This window comes from Streptomyces phaeoluteigriseus (genome assembly GCF_001896135.2).
Classification (GTDB): domain Bacteria; phylum Actinomycetota; class Actinomycetes; order Streptomycetales; family Streptomycetaceae; genus Streptomyces; species Streptomyces phaeoluteigriseus.
Map to the genome: position 1 here is coordinate 242,801 of NZ_MPOH02000017.1, position 18,061 is coordinate 260,861.

The window sequence follows — 18,061 nt, forward strand, 5'->3', positions numbered from 1 at the left end:
GACCAGGGGTCGTTGGGAACCACCGGAACCTGGTGACCCGCCCCGGCGTCATAGTCACCGACGACCGTGCCCCATCCTCCCGTCGCGGAGGCGGAGAGAAATGCGCGGACGGCAAAACGCCAGACTTCGCCACCCCTCGCCAGGCCCATGCTCCTGATGGGCGCAGTATTGGACGGAGTGGCCGCGTAAGCGCAGCCGATGCTCGACCCTCAGGGGTTTCCCTTGTCTCGGACAGGGGTGTGATGCGCCAACAGGTACGCACAGTGAAGTGATCGACACATGGTGTGATGTGACCCACGGTGTTGCCAGCGGTGCAACGGACCACGGTGTTGCCAGCGGTGCAACGGAAAGGAACGAGCGCTCATGCGCGAGATCCTCGGAAGGCGACGCAGGCTCCTGTCCCGGCGCAGCGGCGGAGGGCCTGAATTGATCGACGCGGCCCTGACCTTCGCGACGGAATGGCAGTGGCCCGTACTCCCGGGCGTGACGGCGAACCCGCAGGGGATGTCCCGGTGCGGCTGCCCCGACCCGGAATGCTCGGTGCCCGGCGCCCATCCCTTCGACCCAGGCCTGCTGACGGCCACGACCGACGCGCGCATGATCCGCTGGTGGTGGACCAACCGCCCGGCCTCACCGATCGTCCTGGCCACCGGCGGAAAGGCACCCTGCGCGGTCAGCCTGCCCGCCCTCGCGGCCTCCCGCGCGCTCGTCGCGCTCGACCGGCAGGGCATCCGCCTCGGCCCGGTCGTCGCCTCGGCCACCCGCTGGTCGATCCTCGTCCGGCCGTACTCCATGGAGCAGTTGGGCGAGCTGCTGTACGCCAAGGACTTCGTCCCGGGCTCACTGCGGTTCCACGGCGAGGGCGGCTACCTCGCCCTGCCTCCCTCCGAGACCGGCCAGGGGGAGATCCGCTGGGAGCGCGCGCCGCTCCCCGGCTCGGCCTCGCCCTGGGTGCCCGACGTGGAGGCCGTGGTCGACGCGGTCGTCGACGCCCTCACTCGTACGGGTGTGAGCGCGCCCGAGTTGTAAGGGTGTCGGGCCCCGACCGGACCGGACGCCCGCCTCGGCTCGTTATCTTCCGCACCATGCAGCGACATTCTGGGGGACCGCCCCCAGGCCCCCGATGGCTCCGTCTCCTCGGCCTCGGGGGCGCGGTGGTGTGCGTGATCGCCCTGCCCCTGGCCATGGCGTCCGCGGGTCCGGTGGCCGAGGAGCGCGGCTCCACCGAGCGGCGGGACGTGGCACCCGGCACCGCGGCGGGCCGTGCGGGCCGGCCGTCGGCCGGTCACGGCGAGGACGCCAAGGACCCCCCGTCGAACCCTCCCGTACGCCCCTGTTGCTGGGCCTCGGCGTGGCCACAGCCGCCCGCTGCGGTCCCGAGGTCACCTCCCCCGACGGCGTCGAGGCGCAGACCTGCGTGCTCACGCAGGCCGAGGACACCTGGGCGCGCACCTACTACCGCAACGCCACCGGCAGCGCCCTGGAGGCCGTCCTCAGCTTCATGGGGCCCGGCGGGCGCACGGTGCAGATGCGGTGCGTGGTGGGCGCCGACGACGAGCCGGGTACCTGTGAGACACCCCGTGAGCGGGGCCGGGGCGGGCCCACCGGGTACACGGCGGTCGCGGAGTTCGCGCGGACGGCCGGTGACGGGCCGCTGCTGTTGCGTTCCGGCAGCAACTCCTCGGCGGACAGCGGCGGTTGACGTCCGGGGCCGGTGCGTGCACGGGCGGAGGGCGAAGCCATGGTGCGAGGCTGGGGTGCAGGGCCGGTGCAGGCCGGTACAGGGCCGACGCGGGCCCGGTGCGGAGCCGGGCATGGAAAGACCCGGTTGCTGGCGACGGGGGATGCACCAGCAACCGGGCTATTGGAACGGTAACAAGAGATCGGCTCCAAGCAAATTCGATCTCCTGTTTTCATCGGCTTTCCGGACACCGGCAGATCGGCGCTTATGGCGCCGACTCACCTTGTAGGGACGGGAGTTGTGAGCGGAGTCACGTCGTCCCGCCCGGTGCCGTGCGCTGCCCGGCGGGCAGCGCACGGCCGAACCGGACCGTGCGTCAGCTGAGCGTCACCTGTCGGTTGGTCAGACCGCCGCGCGCGCGACGCTCGTCGGCCGTGAGCGGCGCGTCCGAGGCCAGCGCGCCGGCGAGCCGGTCGGCGAACTCGGCGGCCGGCTTCTCCACGTCCTCCGCGGAGACCCCGCTCGGCAGGTCCCACACGGGCACGGTCAGGCCGTGCGCCCGGAAGGAACCCACCAGTCGCGTGCCCTCGCCCAGGCTCGACCGACCCGCCGCGTGCAGCCGCGCGAGCGCGTCCAGAAGCCGCTCCTCCGGGTACGGCATGACCCAGCGAAGGTGGTTCTTCTCCGGGGTCTCGCACCAGTAGGCGGCGTCCGCACCGGTCAGCTTCACGGTCGGGATCGCCGCGGCGTTGGCCCGCTCCAGGGAGGCGGCCACCTCCGGCGTCGCGTTCTCCGGGTCCGGGACCCAGAACTCGAAACCGCTGTGCACAACTGGCTCGAACGTGCCCTGCGGGTCGAGCAGATCCTGCATCCGCGGACCGTCGGCCGGCGCGCGCCGGGCCTGCACGGGCGTGCCCGGCTCCGCCGCCAGCGCCCGCAGGAGGGTATCGGCGAGGTCGCGGCTGATGTCGCCGGAGGGGGTGTCGTTCTGCAGCCCCAGGAGGACCGAACCGTCGTCGCGGCGCAACGCCGGCCAGGCCATCGGCAGGACCGTGGCGAGCGTCACCGACGGGACGCCCTCGGGCAGGCCGTCCTTCAGGGGCAGTTCGACCGTGGCCGCCGGGACCAGCTCGCGCAGCGCCACCCAGTCGCCCTCGCCCGGCAGGCCCTCGAAGGGACGCTGCACCAGCTCGGTCACGGCATGGGCGGCGGCCCGGCCGTGACAGGCCTTGTAGCGGCGGCCACTGCCACAGGGGCAGGGCTCCCGCGCGCCGACGACCGGGATCTCCCCCTCGGTGAGCTGCGGCCGCTGGGCCTTCGTCTGAGGTCGCTTCTTGGCCATCTGGGTGTCTCCCGGGTACGGCTCGTCTGGTACTGGCGGGAGCCTAGCCGTTCGCACGGAGAGCCACGGGAACCTGTGGACGACGGCCGGGCCTGTGGACAGTGCGCCGAGGCCCGAGGAGCGGAGAGCCCGGCCGGTTCCGATCGGGTTTCCCCCGGGTTCTGTCGGTGCCTGTTGGTGCCTGTCGTGTCGGTGCCTGTCGGTGCCCGTCGTGTCGGTGCCTGTCGGTGCCCGTCGGTCCCGCGGGCAGCGGTGCCGGCGCCGGTCGTCCGGCCTCGCCTAGTCGAAGTCGTCGAACGCGTCCGCGAAGTCCAGGCCCGGAATCGACGCCACCGACGGCGCTCCGACCCGGGAGGCGAAGTCGTCGCGCCGGCAGCCCGCGTCGGGGTCGTACACGTCCGCGTGGACGACGACCCACACCGTGACCTCACCGCGGACGTCGTCCCGGACGCCCCAGTCGTCGGCCAGTGCCGTGATGATGTTGAGCCCGCGTCCGCCGTGCGCCGTGACGGAGGGGGTCGCCGGGGCCGGCCGGGTCGGCCCGCCGCCGTCGGTCACCTCGACGACCAACCGGCCGCCGGAGTCCACCCGCCACGCGGCCCGCACATCCCCGTCCCCGGCCAGGGCATCGCCCAGCGGACGGCCGTGCTTGCACGCGTTGCTCAAAAGTTCGGAAAGGATCAGAACGGCATCGTCGATGACCGTGTCCGAGACTCCGCCCGTACGCAGTTGATCGCGCATACGGCGTCGCGCCTCACCCACGCCCGCAGGGCCATGGGGTACGGCCATGCTTGACGACGTGGGCACCTCTTGTGCCACCACCAACGCCACCCCCGAGACCTCCTTCGCCCCACGCCACGGTGTGAATGCCCCATTGGCCTGTACCGGAAACCGGCCAATCCCTGTCCCGCGACGCACTCGCATCGATCGAACACGGAACGAATGCGCCGGAGCACTCCCGGTGAACGGAAGGCCGTGTGTGGCTGGATTTCTTCGGTATGGCTGAGAAGCGAGGATGGTTCAGCTGATGCTCGGGGTCAAGAGGTGCGGATGGGACCAGTGGGGCTTCTGCGGCTTTCTGTCTCTTCCTACGGAAGAAGACTTTCAGCGGCCCAGGCGGTCCAGCACCGCGCGCGGGCGGTTGGTGATGATGGCGTCCACGCCCAGGCGCACACAGAGGTCGACGTCCTCCGGTTCGTTCACCGTCCACACGTGCACCTGGTGGCCCGCCCGCTTGAGACGCTCGACGTAGGTGGGGTGACCGCGCACGATCCGCATGGAGGGCCCGGCGATGCGGACGCCGGCCGGCAGACGTCCGTCGCGCAGCCGGGGTGAGACGAACTGCATCAGGTAGACCGTCGGCAGCGTCGGCGAAGCGGCACGCACGCGATGCAGCGAGCGCGCCGAGAAGCTCATCACCCGCACCGTGGAAGCCTCGCCGGTGACGGGTGAGTCCAGGCCGAACCGCTTCAGCAGCACCAGCAGCCGCTCCTCGACCTGCCCGGCCCAGCGCGTCGGATGCTTGGTCTCGATGGCCAGCTCGACCCGGCGCCCCGAGTCGGCGACCAGCTCCAGCAGTCGCTCCAGGGTGAGGACGGAGGTCGCCTCGCGGTCCTCGGGCCGCACCTCCCAGTCGGGCTCCTCGTCGCGCGTGTTCCATGCCTCTCGTGCCGCCCGTGTCTTCCAGGAGCCGAAGTCGAGGGCCGCCAGGTCGGCCAGCTCCAGCTGGGAGACCGCGCCGCGGCCGTTGGACGTACGGTTGACGCGGCGGTCGTGGACGCAGACGAGATGGCCGTCCGCGGTCAGCCTCACGTCGCATTCGAGGGCGTCCGCGCCGTCCTCGATCGCCTTGCGGTACGCGGCCAGGGTGTGCTCGGGGGCATCCTCGGAGGCCCCGCGGTGGGCGACGACCTGGATGCGTTGCTGCTGCCGTGCGTGGTTCACCGCGTCATGGTGTCACCGGCGCGGGGTACGCGTCCGGCGGGCCGAATCGGAGGTGTCGGCGGACGGCTGTCTGAGAACCCTCTGAGAACCGTCTGAGATGTTTCGGGGATGTGCCGCTAATGCAGGAAAATGCCCCATATAAAGAATGGTCAAGGACCCACAGGCAGCGCTTATGGTGCTCTGACGGCCCGTGGGAAAAGCTGACACCAAACAAAAGCAGAAGCACAGCTTCAGCGCGCAGGGTCGGCGACAAGCGTGAACGAGCGTGACCGAGTGCGACCGAGCAGGACAGCCGTGGACCGAGGAGAAGAGCTGTGAGCACCGAGAACGAGGGCACCAACGAGGGCACCCCGGTTCCCCCGGCCCCGTCCGCACCCCCCGTGCCGGTGGAATCTCCCGCGGCCTCCCCCCAGCAGGCCGCCCCCGGCACCGGGGCACCCACCACCCCGCTGCCTGTGGGTCCTTGACCATTCTTTATATGGGGCATTTTCCTGCATTAGCGGCACATCCCCGCCGCAGCCGCCCACCCCCTCCTACGCCGACCACGGCTTCCGGCGCGCACGCGGCGCCCCCCGGGGAACCCCGGCGGCACCGGAATCCGACACCGCCGCGTGGGGCGCCGCCTACCAGGCAGCCCGCCCCGCCGCAAGGCCCGCCGGCGGGCGGGGCGGCCTCGCCGCCGCCGTCCTGGTCGCCGCGCTCGTCGCGGGTGGCCTCGGCGGCGGCCTCGGCTACACGCTCGCCAAGAACGACGACACCGGCTCGACCACCGTCTCCGCCTCCGACAGCGGCGGCTCCGTCAAGCGCGACCCGGGCACCGTCGCCGGCGTCGCCGCCAAGGCACTGCCCTCGACCGTCACCATCCAGGCCGAGTCCAGCGACGGCGAGGGCGGCACCGGCACCGGCTTCGTCTTCGACACCCAGGGCCACATCGTCACCAACAACCACGTCGTCGCCGACGCCGTCGACGGCGGCAAGGTGACCGCCACCTTCCCGAGCGGCAAGAAGTACGACGCCGAGGTCGTCGGCCACGCCCAGGGCTACGACGTCGCGGTCATCAAGCTGAAGAACGCCCCGTCCGACCTCAAGCCGCTCACCCTCGGCGACTCCGACAAGGTCGCCGTCGGCGACTCGACGATCGCCATCGGCGCGCCCTTCGGCCTGTCCAACACGGTCACGACCGGCATCATCAGCGCGAAGAACCGCCCCGTCGCCTCCTCCGACGGCACCGGCAGCAGCGCCTCGTACATGAGCGCCCTGCAGACGGACGCCTCGATCAACCCGGGCAACTCCGGCGGCCCGCTGCTCGACGCCCAGGGCAACGTGATCGGCATCAACTCCGCGATCCAGTCCACCGGCAGCGGTGGCCTGGGCGGCACGGCCCAGTCCGGCTCGATCGGCCTCGGCTTCGCCATCCCGATCAACCAGGCCAAGTACGTCGCCCAGGAACTGATCAAGGACGGGGAGCCGGTGTACGCCAAGATCGGCGCCTCCGTCTCCCTGGAGGAGTCCACCGACGGCGCCAAGATCACCGATCAGGGTGCGGGCGGCGCCGCCGCGGTCGAGGCGGGTGGCCCCGCGGCCAAGGCCGGCCTCAAGCCCGGTGACGTCATCACCAAGCTCGACGACACGGTGATCGACAGCGGCCCGACCCTCATCGGCGAGATCTGGACCCACAAGCCGGGCGACAAGGTCACCATCACCTACGAGCGCGACGGCAAGACCCACACGGTCGACCTCACCCTCGGCTCGCGCAAGGGCGACAGCTGACCCCCTCCCACCCCCATGACGGCACCACACGCGCGCGGCCACCCGTTACTCTTGTCCCCGCGCCGCCCGTCATCGGGTGGCGCGGGGTGGGTTGCCCGAGCGGCCTAAGGGAACGGTCTTGAAAACCGTCGTGGCAGCGATGTCACCGTGGGTTCAAATCCCACACCCACCGCGTAGATCATGAAGTCGCAGTGCAGAAAGGGGTGCCACCCTCCCAGGTGGCACCCCTTCCCTGTTCCCCCGTCACAGTGGCTTGTCCGGGTCGGGGTGCGGGTGGGGGAGGCCCGGGTGCGGGGAGCGTTGCGGGTGGGTCATGCGGGCTGCCGAGGCCAGGGTGGAGCGGGCTTCCCGGGGGGTCAGGCCGGTGTGGACGGCCGCGTCGACCAGGGCGTCGGAGAGGGCGTCGCCGATGCCGTCCTCGTAGGCCCGGCAGGCGGCCCAGTACAGGCGGGTGTTGCGTTGGCCCTGGTGGGCGGCGAGGACGAACTGGACGAGGCCGCGGCCGTGGGCGCCGCCCGCTGTCGGGGACGTGGAGCGGGGGGGGAGGAGCAGGCGCAGGAGGGCTCGGGGGCAGGGGGCGGGGACCAGGTGGGCGGTGCCGGGGGCGGTGGCGTACACGCCGTGGTCGGTGCGCGAGCCGGGGCCGACGAGGTAGCCGCCGGCGCCGCGGATGTCGATGCCGGGGGCGAGACGCCGGCCGAGTTGGGGACGACGACGTGCGGTGGGCCGGTGAGCCAGAGGTGACGGCCGCCGGAGGGGGTGAGGACGACGACCGTGGGCGGGATGGTGAAGAGGTGGCGCAGGGCGAGTTCGCGCAGGGCGGTGGCGGAGTCGGTGCCGGACTTGGTGTCCAGGTCGACGCCGATGAGGTGGTGCGGGGGGAGTCCGCAGGCGATGCCGTAGCCGGTGGACCAGGGGGCGGCGGCGAAGAGTTCGCGGATGCGCGCGGGGTCGGTGCTGGCGTCGTACACGCCGTGGCCGGGTCGGCCGCAGTCGCCGTGGCAGGGCGGGGCCGTCGGGTCGTCGCGGTGGGGGGAGCGCAGGGCCGGGAGCTTGGTCCGGGACAGGGGGATGACGGCCAGGCCGCGTTCGGCGGCCGACAGGGCGTGGGCGAGGGCCAGCGCGGTGGCCTGCCGGGGGTTCCGGTCAGTGGTGGCCATGGATCCATTTTCGTATGTGTGTTCGAAAAAGGGAAGAGGGCGAGAGGGTGACGCGCCGAAGAGGCGGGGGCGGCGGGGGCGGTGGGGGAGGCGCCGGAACGCTTCGCCTCTTGTGGGGCTTGAGGGATGAGTGCCCGACTTGCCAAGGATTGAGATGACTCGGGTAGGAAAAGTGATGCTAGGGGTTTCTCGACTTGTCATCTCGCTTGCGTGCTAATCAGGGCTTCCAGGTTGGTTCGACGCGGATTCGATGGGCGACTCTGATCTCGCGACGTCGTCACAGGAGCGGGGCGGTCGGCCAACTTCCCTGGTGAGAGCCGCACTTCTTGCTGTTCACCGGCGTCGCGGCGGCGGGCAGCGGCGCCATCGCGGACGACGGATCGAACGCGGGTGTCGCCGGCGTCGTCGGCAGCGGCGTCGGGCACGACAGCAACGGCAACTCGTCCACCACACAGCAGAACGCCGTCGGCTCGGGCGCCTCGAACCAGACCAACACCGCGCAGGTCGACGGCTCCGCGTTCACCGCCGTCAACCAGGGAATCAGCAACGTGGGGGTCACCTTCACGTCGCCGTGGTGGTGATCGGAGGGGCCGGCGTTCCCGCGCCGGTGCCCTCCTTCCGCGCTGGGTGTGCTCTGTGGGGTGGTAAGGCGGCTGCGCGGCGGTGCTTCGGTACGCCGCGCAGGCGTTCGTGCCTGCGGGGAAGCCGGTGACCTTGACATCGCCAACCACCTGACGGACAGTCAAAAACACTTCGGTCAGGGGGAAGTGGTGGTGAGGGATGAGCGGCACGGAAGAAGCGCGGGACGCGCTGGAGGCGCGTCTCAAGGCCTACGAGGGCCGGCCCGCCGCGACCGCCGGAGCCGGCCGTGATCCGGTCAACGCGCCCATGATCCGCCACTGGTGCGAGGCGATCGGTGACACCAACCCGGCGTACACCGGACCGGACGCCATTGCCCCGCCCACCATGCTCCAGGCCTGGACCATGGGCGGTCTCGGCGGTCACGCCGGACGCGCGCCCGCCTACGAGGAGTTGCTCGCCCTCCTCGACGAGGCGGGCTGCACGGCCGTCGTCGCCACGGACTGCGAGCAGGAGTACGTCCGTCCCCTGCGCCCCGGCGACGAGATCACCTTCGACACCGTGATCGAGTCGGTCTCCGACCGCAAGACGACGAAGCTCGGTACCGGCCACTTCGTGACGACCCGCACGGTGGTGCGTGTGGCCGGGGAGCCGGCGGGCGTCCACCGCTTCCGCATCCTCAAGTACGCCCCGGCGCGCCGGGAACCCGGCCCCTCCGGACGACAGGAGCGCCGCCCGCGCCCGGTGATCAACAGGGACAACGCCGGTTTCTGGGAGGGAGTGCGCCGCCACCGGCTCCTCATCCAGCGCTGCACCGCCTGCGGCACCCTCCGTTTCCCCTGGCTGCCGGGGTGCGCGAGCTGCGGGGCGCAGGAGTGGGACACCGTCCAGGCATGCGGTGACGGGACCGTCTACTCGTACGTCGTCATGCACCACCCGCCCTTCCCCGCCTTCTCCCCTCCCTTCGCGGTCGGCCTGATCGAACTCGCCGAGGGGGTGCGGATCGTGAGCGACGTGGTCGGGGTGCCGTACGACAAGGTGCGGATCGGGATGTCGGTGCGGCTCGAATTCCGGCGGTACGACGAGGAGCTGGTACTGCCGGTCTTCCAGGGGACGGCCGCGTGAAGGCGTCGGGGTGGCCGCGTGTGGCGTCGGGGTGGCCGCGTGTGGCGCCGGGACGGCCGCGGGTGCGACGGGACGGCCGCGTGAAGGGCGGGAGGCTCTCGTGAGGGCCGGGGACGAGCTTGCTCCCCTGGAGGTGGCGATCACGCGGACGCTGATCGTCGCGGGGGCGGTCGCCTCCCGCGACTACCAGGACGTGCACCACGATCCCGAGGCGGCCAGGGCCAAGGGCTCCCCCGACATCTTCATGAACATCCTCACCACCAACGGCCTGGTCGGCCGCTTCATCACCGACCACTTCGGTCCCACGGCGGTGCTGCGCCGGGTCGCCATCCGGCTCGGGGTGCCCAACCGTCCCGGCGACACGATGGTGTTGAGGGGGACGGTCGAGGAGGTCGACGGGGACACGGCGGTGGTGCGGGTGACGGGGGAGAACGGCATCGGGCGGCATGTCACCGGCACCGTCACCGTCACGGTCCCCGTCCTTGTGCCCGTCCCCGGGACCGGGGAGGAGGCGCGGTGAGCGTGCGGACGCGGGACGGTCTCGGCGGGCGGGCGGCCATCGCCGGGATCGGGGCGACGGAGTTCTCCAAGGACTCGGGGCGCAGCGAGCTGCGGCTGGCGGTGGAGGCGGTGCGGGCGGCGCTGGACGACGCGGGGCTGCGGCCGGCGGACGTGGACGGACTGGTGACGTTCACGATGGACACCAGCCCGGAGATCACGGTGGCGCAGGCCTGCGGCATGGGGGAGCTGTCCTTCTTCTCCCGCGTCCACTACGGCGGCGGGGCGGCCTGCGCGACCGTGCAGCAGGCGGCGCTGGCGATCGCGGCCGGGGTGGCCGAGGTCGTCGTCTGCTACCGCGCCTTCAACGAGCGGTCGGGCCGGCGCTTCGGCTCGGGGGTCCGGCAGCGGGAACCGTCGGCGGAGGGGGCGGCGCTCGGCTGGACGCTGCCGTTCGGGCTGCTCACCCCGGCGTCCTGGGTCGCGATGGCGGCGCAACGGTACCTGCACGCGCACGGGCTGACCCCGGAGGCGTTCGGGCAGGTGGCCGTCACGGCGCGCAGGCACGCGGCGGCCAATCCGGCGGCGTACTTCCACGGCCGGCCGATCACCCTCGACGACCACGCGGCGTCCCGCTGGATCGCCGAGCCGCTGCGGCTGCTGGACTGCTGTCAGGAGACCGACGGCGGTCAGGCACTGGTGGTGACCTCGGTGGAGCGGGCCCGTGATCTGCCGCGTCCGCCGGCCGTGATCGCCGCGGCCGCCCAGGGGGCCGGGCGGGCCCAGGAGCAGATGACCAGCTTCTACCGCGACGACCTGACGGGCCTGCCGGAGGTGGCGGTGGTCGCCCGCCAGCTGTGGCGGACGTCGGGGCTCGCCCCCGCCGACATCGACGTGGGGATCCTGTACGACCACTTCACGCCGTTCGTGCTCATGCAGCTGGAGGAGTTCGGGTTCTGCCCGCCGGGCGAGGCCGCCGCGTTCGTCGCCGAGGACCGCCTCCCGCTCAACACGCACGGCGGCCAGCTCGGCGAGGCCTACCTGCACGGCATGAACGGCATCGCGGAGGCCGTACGGCAACTGCGCGGCACGTCCGTGAACCAGCTCCCCGGCGCGCCCACGCCCTGGTCACGGCGGGGACGGGCGTGCCGACCTCGGGGCTGGTGCTGGGGGCCGACGGCTGAACACCGGGCCCGGGTGCCGGAACCGGGACCACCGTGTCGGGACCGGCGTCCTGGTACCGCCGGCGTCGGGACGGGTGTCCCGGGACCACCGTGTCGGGACCGGCCTCCCGGTACCGCCGGCGTCCGGACCCCCAGGGGTGATCCCGCAGTGGTCGGCGTGGTCTCGTCCACCTTCAGGAGGTGGAGCCGGCACCACCCCTACAACCTGAGGCGGACTCGCCTTCGGCACCTGCGGCCGATCCGCCGGAGGCGGGTCCGAACCTAGCGTGGAGCCATGACCACACCCGTCTGCACCCGCGCTTCGAACGGCAAGACGCGGCCTTCTTCGTACCCGTCCTTCACGTCGTACGTCAGTGCCCGCCAGCCGGTGCTGCTGCGGACCGCACGCTCGCTGACCGCGAACCCGAGCGACGCCGAGGACCTGCTGCAGACCGCGCTCGCCAAGACCTATGTGGCGTGGGAGCGGATCGAGGACCACCGGGCGCTCGACGGCTATGTCCGCCGGGCCCTGCTGAACACGCGCACCTCGCAGTGGCGCAAGCGCAAGGTCGACGAGTTCGCCTGCGAGGAGCTGCCGGAGCCGGAGCCGCAGCCCGGCGACGACGACCCGGCCGAGAGGCAGGCGCTGCACGACGCGATGTGGCGGGCGATCATGAAGCTGCCCGCCCGGCAGCGGGCGATGGTCGTCCTCAGGTACTACGAGGATCTCAGTGAGGCGCAGACGGCGGAGGTGCTCGGCGTCTCGGTGGGCACGGTGAAGTCGGCGGTGTCCCGGGCGCTCGGCAAGCTCCGGGACGACCCTGAGCTGGGCGTTGTTCGATAGCGAGCCGAAGTGGCGGTTCGGCGTGCGCTTTAACGTGACCTGATCGATCATCGCTCCCTAGTGACATACCGAATGGTATGTGCGCAGAATCAGCGCAACCGTTACCACCGCGTAGGCAATGACGCCGCACCTGGGAGGACGCCGTGCTGAGCACCATGCAGGACGTACCGCTGCTGATCTCGAGGATCCTGACGCACGGATCGACGATCCACGGCTCGTCGCAGGTGACCACGTGGACCGGTGAGGGCGATCCGCAGCGCCGCACCTACGCCGAGATCGGCGCCCGAGCGGCCCAGCTGGCGCACGCTCTGCGCGAGGACCTCGGGGTCACCGGCGACGAGAGAGTCGCGACCCTGGCCTGGAACAACGCCGAGCATGTCGAGGCCTACTTCGCCATCCCCTCCATGGGCGCGGTGCTCCACACCCTCAACCTGCGGCTGCCCGCCGAACAGCTCGCGTGGATCGTGAACCACGCCGCCGACCGGGTCGTCATCGCCAACGGCTCGCTGCTGCCGCTGCTGGCCCCGCTGCTCCCGCACCTCAAGACGGTCGAGCACGTGGTCGTGACCGGCCCCGGCGACCGCTCGCTGCTCGCGGGCGTGAGCGCCCAGGTCCACGAGTACGAGGACCTGATCGCCGGCAAGCCGACCGTCTACGACTGGCCCGAGCTGGACGAACGCCAGGCCGCCGCCATGTGTTACACCTCCGGCACGACCGGCGACCCCAAGGGCGTGGTCTACAGCCACCGCTCGATCTACCTGCACTCCATGCAGGTCAACATGGCCCAGTCGATGGGTCTGACCGACCACGACACCACACTGGTCGTCGTGCCCCAGTTCCATGTCAACGCCTGGGGCCTGCCGCACGCCACCTTCATGACCGGCGTCAACATGCTGATGCGGACCGCTTCCTGCAGCCCGCGCCCCTCGCCGAGATGATCGAGAGCGAGAAGCCGACCCACGCGGCGGCGGTGCCCACCATCTGGCAGGGCCTGCTGGCCGAGCTGACCGCCAAGCCGCGGGACGTCTCCGCCCTCACCCAGGTCACCATCGGCGGCGCGGCCTGCCCGCCCTCCCTCATGGAGGCCTTCGACCGGCTCGGCATGCGGGTCTGCCACGCCTGGGGCATGACGGAGACCTCCCCGCTGGGCACCATCGCCCGTCCGCCGGCCTCCGCGGTCGGTACGGACGCGGAGTGGGGATACCGCCTGACCCAGGGCCGCTTCCCGGCCGGCGTCGAGGCGCGCCTCACCGGACCCGGCGGCGAGCGTCTCCCCTGGGACGGGGAGTCCGCGGGTGAGCTGGAGGTCCGCGGTCCCTGGATCGCCGGCGCCTACTACAACGGGCACGGAGCCGAACCCCTGCGTCCGGCCGACAAGTTCAGCGAGGACGGCTGGCTGAAGACGGGCGACGTCGGCACCATCTCCCCCGACGGTTTCCTCACTCTCACCGACCGCGCCAAGGACGTCATCAAGTCCGGCGGGGAGTGGATCTCGTCGGTGGACCTGGAGAACGCGCTGATGGCCCACCCGGCCGTCGCCGAGGCGGCCGTCGTCGCCGTCCCGGACGAGAAGTGGGGCGAGCGCCCGCTGGCCACGGTCGTCCTCAAGGAGGGCGCCACCGCCGACTTCGTGTCCCTGCGCGCCTTCCTCGCCGAGGAGGGCGGCGTCGCGAAGTGGCAGCTCCCGGAGCGCTGGACGATCATCGAGGCGGTCCCGAAGACCAGCGTGGGCAAGTTCGACAAGAAGGTGCTGCGCAAGCAGTACGCGGCGGGCGACCTGGACGTCACCCGGCTCTGACGCACCCCGTCCGCCCGGCAGGGCACCCCGTCCGCCCGGCAGGGCACCTCGCGGCCCCTGCGCGGACGGCTGTTCACAGGGGGCCTACCTGCCCCGCCGGACCCCCGTACTCCCCCACCCCACCACCAGCCACACCCCCGCGATCGTGACCACGCCGGTCCACCCGAAGTGGGCGTAGGCGAGGCCTGCCAGGGCTGAGGCGGTGGCTCCGCCGGCGAAGCCCGCCACGACGTAGGCGCTGTTGGCGGTGGCGGGGGCGTCGGTGGTGGTCAGGGCGAGGGTCTGGTTGGCGACGTGGGAGGCGACCAGAGCCGTGTGGATCACGATCGCGGCGACGAACAGCGCGACCATCACCTGACCGCCCAGCCAGAACAGCGGCACGGACACGGCGGCCAGCAGGTACGCGTGGCGGACCACCCTCGCCGCGCCGAAGCGGTCGACCAGGCCGCCGGCCAGCGGGGCGACGACGCTGGCCGCGAGCCCGAACAGGCCGAACAGGCCGGCGGTCGCGGTGGAGAGGCCGTACGAGTCGTCCGTCAGGAGCAGCGCCAGCGAGGTCCACAACGCGCTCCAGGCGCCGTACATGCCGGCCTGTCGCACGCAGGCCCGCCACAGGTCGGGCGAGCGCCGCACCAGGCCGGGCATCGCGCGGAGCCCGGAGAAGAGGCCGCCCTCGCGGGGGCGGCGGTGTTCGGAGGGCAGGGCGGCGGCGGTGAGGAGGCCGAGGACCGTGGTCAGGACGGCCGCGCCGACGAACACCGCGCGCCAGCCGAAGGCCTGTCCGGCGAGTCCGCCGAGGACGCGGGCAGCGACGATACCCGTGAAGAGTCCGGCGATGACGGCGGCGACGTGCCGGGCGCGGTGGTGGGCGGGGGCGCGTTCGGCGACCAGCGGGACGAGGAGCTGCGGTACGACGGTGGCGGCCGAGGCGACGAACACGGTGGCCGCGAGGACGGTGGTGCCGGAGGCCGCGGCACCGGCCACGAGGGCCGCCGTGGTGACCAGCGAGAGGCCCGCGACGAGCGGGCGGCGGTTCACGCGGTCGCCGAGCGGGGCGAAGAAGAGCAGACCGGTGGCGTAACCGAACTGGGCGACCGAGGCGACCCAGGCGACGGCCGAGGGCGCGGTGCCGAAGTCGCGGGCGATGAGGGGGAGCAGCGGGGCGGCCACGTAGATGTTGGCGGCGGTGACCGCGGTGCAGAGGGCGATGAGAGGGAGGAACAGACGGTCGGCGAGCCGGGCCCGCCCGAGGGGCTCGGTGTGCTGCTGCCTGGCGGTGACTGCGGACGGCATGGCGGAGGCGCTCCTTCGAGCCGACTCGAACAACTAACCGGTTGGTTGGAACAGGAGGGGAACAGTCTCGGCCGTCGTCCCATTCCCTGTCAACCAACTAGTTGGTTACCCCCGGCGCTACGATGTCCCCATGGCAACGACCAGGACCACCACCCGCGACCCCGAGGCCACCAAGGCGCGGATCTTCGAAGCGGCGGTCGCCGAATTCGCCCGGTACGGCATCGCGGGCGCCCGCATCGACCGCATCGCCGCCGAGGCCAGGGCCAACAAGCAGCTCATCTACGCCTACTTCGGCAACAAGGCGGAGCTGTTCACCCAGGTCCTCGGCCGCTGCATGGTCGACCTCGCCGCCGCCGTCCCCGTCGACCCCGACGACGTCGAGGGCTGGATGGACCGGCTGATGGACTACCACGCCGCCCACCCCGAACTCCTGCGGCTCCTCTACTGGGAGGGCATCGAGTACGGCACCGCCGAACTCCCCGACGAGCCCGAACGGCAGGAGCACTACGCCCGCAAGGTCGCCGCCGTCCAGGACGGCCAGGACCGCGGGGTCATCGACGACACGATCCCCGCCCGCGACCTGCTGTTCCTCCTCGTCGCGCTCGCCAACTGGGCCACCGTCGTCCCCCAGATGAGCCGCATCCTGGTCGGTGCGGACGACTCCGCCCGCGACCGCCTGCGCGCCTCCGTGAAGGAAGCGGCCCGCAGGCTGGTCGCACGTCCCTGAACCGCGCCTCTCAGTTGGTGCCGATGCGCGCCAGCAGGTCGACGATCCGCACCTGGACCTCCGCGCTGGTGGAGCGCTCCGCGAGGAACAGGACGGTCTCCCCGGAGGCCAGCCGCGGCAGGTCGGCCTGGTCGACGGCGGCCGTGTAGACGACCAGCGGCGTGCGGTTGAGCTGCTGGTTGGCCCGCAACCAGTCGACGATCCCGGCCTGACCCCGGTGGACCTGCATCAGGTCCATCACGACCAGGTTCGGCCGCAACTGCCCGGCCAGCGTGACCGCGTCCGCGTCGCTGGCCGCCCGCGCGACCTGCATCCCCCGCCGCTCCAGCGTCGCGGTCAGCGCCAGCGCGATCTCCGCGTGCTCCTCGATCAGCAGCACCCGCGGCGGATGCTGCTCACTGTCCCGGGGCGCCAGCGCCTTCAGCAGTACGGCGGGATCGGCGCCGTACGCCGCCTCGCGCGTCGCCTGTCCGAGCCCGGCCGTCACCAGCACCGGCACCTCCGCGGCCACCGCCGCCTGGCGCAGCGACTGCAACGCGGTCCGGGTGATCGGCCCGGTCAGCGGGTCGACGAACAGCGCGGCCGGGAAGGCGGCGATCTGCGCGTCGACCTCCTCGCGCGAGTGCACGATCACCGGCCGGTAGCCGCGGTCGCTGAGCGCCTGCTGCGTACTGACGTCCGGAGCCGGCCACACCAGCAGCCGGCGCGGGTTGTCCAGCGGCTCCGGCGGCAGCTCGTCGTCCATCGGCTGCGGCCGCGGCGGGTCGGCCACCTCGACGGCCCCGCCCGGACCGTCCAGCGGCTCGGGCCCCTCGGCGGCGTTCTTGTCCGGGGCCCCTATGGCGTACGACCGCCCGGCCCCCTCGGTCCCGGGCGCCGACCGCGACTGCCCGGCCATGGACTGCCCGGCCATGGACTGGCCGGGAAGCGGCTGGCCCGTGGGTACGGCGGCCTGCTCGGCCGTCGGATGCGGACGGGCCGCCTGCTCCTGTCCCGCCGCCGGGTCGCGGCGTACCCAGCTTGCGGCGCGCCCGGAGCCGTTCGGGTGGTGCGGGGCGGGGGTGGCGGAAGTGGAGTGGGTGGTCGTCGTGGGCTGCGGGATCGGCTGGACCTGCTGCGCCTGCTGCGTCTGCTGGACCTGCTGCGCCTGCTGAACCTGGGCGGCCTGCCTGGTGAAGGGGACGCCCTGGCCCAGCGTCCGCACGCTGATCGCGCGGCCCTGGGTGGAGTTGGGGTCGAAGGGCGGGTTCGTCGCCGCCTCGGCGGGCAGGGGCTGAGCCACCCGCGGCTGCCCCGTGGGCGCCTCGGGCGGCAACGGGGTGCCCGAACCGGGAGTCGGCGTCGCCGGGGCCGCCGCTTCGGCGGGGAGCGGCCCGACGGGCGGGACCGGCGCGGGGGCACCTGCCTGTCCGGGCACGACCGGGGCGACTGGGGCCGCCGGGGCGATGGGGGCCGCCGGGGTGACTGGAGCCGACGGCGTGACTGGAGCCGCCGGGGCGGCGGCCGGACTCGGCTGACCGGGCAGCGGCTGAGCCGGCAGCGGCAGTTCCGCGGGGATCTGGACGGGCGCGGGAACCTGCGGCGCCTGCGCCTGCGCCGGAACGGCGGCAGCCGGAACGCTGCCCGCCTGAGTCTGGGGCCGTGCGTCCGTCGCCGTCGCCGGCTCCGGCTGGCCGACGGCCCGCCGCCGGCGGCCCGTGGGCGCTGTGGTGGGGTGCGGCTGCGGAGGGGTGTGGTCGTCGGCCTGGCCGTGCGCGGCGGCGTCGTGCCGACCGTGGTCGATCAGCGAGTCGTCGGACGCGGCCTGAGCCGGTACCTGAACCTGCCCGGGAACGGGCACGGGAACGGGCACGGCACCGGGGACAGGGGCAGGCGTAGGAGCAGCAGTAGGAGTAGCAGTAGGCGCAGGGATGGGACCCGGAAGCGGACCGGGAGCGACCGGCACCGGCGCCTGCTGCCCGGTTTCCTGCGCCCGCGCACTCCCCTCCGCCCCGACAGTCCCCTCCGACGACCGGTCCGCCTCCGCGGGCGGCAGGGCGAACACCGTACGGGGCCCGGCCTCCTGCGCGGCGGCGCGCTCGTTCGCGGCGGCCAGGGCGCGTCGGCGGCGCCCCGTCGGCTGTTCGGCACCCTCCGC

12 protein-coding genes, 1 tRNA gene and 4 pseudogenes are annotated in these 18,061 nt (G+C 72.5%); 11 read left to right on the plus strand and 6 right to left on the minus strand.

All coding sequences use genetic code 11. The annotated features are described in order from the left end of the window. The first annotated feature begins 363 nt into the window (after positions 1 to 363). Entirely contained in the window at positions 364 to 1,029 is a 666-nt protein-coding gene (locus BM536_RS28525) for a bifunctional DNA primase/polymerase (RefSeq protein ID WP_073497381.1), read from the plus strand. Between the two features lie 322 nt (positions 1,030 to 1,351). Continuing rightward, complete coding sequence (locus tag BM536_RS28530; protein WP_425444689.1) at positions 1,352 to 1,702, plus strand: hypothetical protein; 351 nt, start codon at positions 1,352 to 1,354, stop codon at positions 1,700 to 1,702. A gap of 355 nt (positions 1,703 to 2,057) precedes the next feature. On the opposite strand, the gene BM536_RS28535 is transcribed toward BM536_RS28530, so the two are convergent. The 3 genes from BM536_RS28535 to BM536_RS28545 all read right to left on the minus strand — a co-directional run bounded on the left by BM536_RS28535 (position 2,058) and on the right by BM536_RS28545 (position 4,967). Then, on the minus strand, positions 2,058 to 3,023 hold the full coding sequence (locus tag BM536_RS28535) for a DUF5926 family protein (RefSeq protein ID WP_094103675.1): 966 nt from the start codon (positions 3,021 to 3,023) through the stop codon (positions 2,058 to 2,060). Positions 3,024 to 3,302: 279 nt separating this feature from the next. After that, on the minus strand, positions 3,303 to 3,947 hold the full coding sequence (locus BM536_RS28540) for an ATP-binding protein (protein WP_094103676.1): 645 nt from the start codon (positions 3,945 to 3,947) through the stop codon (positions 3,303 to 3,305). Between the two features lie 180 nt (positions 3,948 to 4,127). Continuing rightward, positions 4,128 to 4,967 carry a glycerophosphodiester phosphodiesterase gene (locus tag BM536_RS28545; protein WP_073497376.1) on the minus strand — a complete coding sequence of 280 codons (840 nt, stop codon included), beginning with the start codon at positions 4,965 to 4,967 and terminating at the stop codon, positions 4,128 to 4,130. A 314-nt stretch (positions 4,968 to 5,281) separates the two neighbouring features. On the opposite strand from BM536_RS28545, the pseudogene BM536_RS28550 reads away from it, so the two are divergent. Next, positions 5,282 to 6,737: pseudogene (locus BM536_RS28550) on the plus strand (S1C family serine protease). 85 nt (positions 6,738 to 6,822) lie between these two features. Next, positions 6,823 to 6,909: transfer RNA gene (locus BM536_RS28555), tRNA-Ser, on the plus strand. Positions 6,910 to 6,980: 71 nt separating this feature from the next. Here the strand turns inward: BM536_RS28555 and BM536_RS28560 are convergent. Beyond that, a pseudogene (locus BM536_RS28560) lies at positions 6,981 to 7,897 on the minus strand (bifunctional DNA primase/polymerase). Positions 7,898 to 8,223: 326 nt separating this feature from the next. On the opposite strand from BM536_RS28560, the gene BM536_RS28565 reads away from it, so the two are divergent. From BM536_RS28565 to BM536_RS28590, 6 genes and pseudogenes are all read left to right on the plus strand, one after another. Beyond that, on the plus strand, positions 8,224 to 8,478 hold the full coding sequence (locus BM536_RS28565; RefSeq protein ID WP_073498723.1) for a hypothetical protein: 255 nt from the start codon (positions 8,224 to 8,226) through the stop codon (positions 8,476 to 8,478). 199 nt (positions 8,479 to 8,677) lie between these two features. Then, positions 8,678 to 9,601, plus strand: a complete 924-nt coding sequence (locus tag BM536_RS28570; protein WP_073498725.1) for a bifunctional MaoC family dehydratase N-terminal/OB-fold nucleic acid binding domain-containing protein — start codon at positions 8,678 to 8,680, stop codon at positions 9,599 to 9,601. A gap of 100 nt (positions 9,602 to 9,701) precedes the next feature. Further along, a complete protein-coding gene (locus BM536_RS28575; RefSeq protein WP_073498727.1) occupies positions 9,702 to 10,121 on the plus strand; it encodes a MaoC/PaaZ C-terminal domain-containing protein in 420 nt (139 codons plus the stop codon). Next, positions 10,118 to 11,283, plus strand: a pseudogene (locus BM536_RS28580) (lipid-transfer protein). Before BM536_RS28575 ends, BM536_RS28580 begins: the two are co-directional and overlap by 4 nt. Before the next feature lie 274 nt (positions 11,284 to 11,557). Then, the gene (locus BM536_RS28585; RefSeq protein ID WP_073498729.1) at positions 11,558 to 12,106 is read left to right on the plus strand and encodes a SigE family RNA polymerase sigma factor; all 549 of its coding nucleotides are present in this window, start codon (positions 11,558 to 11,560) and stop codon (positions 12,104 to 12,106) included. Between the two features lie 143 nt (positions 12,107 to 12,249). Beyond that, positions 12,250 to 13,904 (plus strand): annotated as a pseudogene (locus tag BM536_RS28590) (long-chain fatty acid--CoA ligase). Between the two features lie 84 nt (positions 13,905 to 13,988). On the opposite strand, the gene BM536_RS28595 reads toward BM536_RS28590, so the two are convergent. Next, the gene (locus BM536_RS28595) at positions 13,989 to 15,197 is read right to left on the minus strand and encodes an MFS transporter (RefSeq protein WP_073498731.1); all 1,209 of its coding nucleotides are present in this window, start codon (positions 15,195 to 15,197) and stop codon (positions 13,989 to 13,991) included. A 130-nt stretch (positions 15,198 to 15,327) separates the two neighbouring features. Between BM536_RS28595 and BM536_RS28600 the strand changes: the two genes are divergently transcribed. Next, a complete protein-coding gene (locus BM536_RS28600) occupies positions 15,328 to 15,924 on the plus strand; it encodes a TetR/AcrR family transcriptional regulator (protein ID WP_073498733.1) in 597 nt (198 codons plus the stop codon). Between the two features lie 10 nt (positions 15,925 to 15,934). Here BM536_RS28600 and BM536_RS41910 read toward each other — a convergent pair. Further along, positions 15,935 to 18,061 (minus strand): response regulator (locus BM536_RS41910; RefSeq protein WP_342748845.1); only part of this gene is annotated, 2,127 nt, incomplete at its 5' end.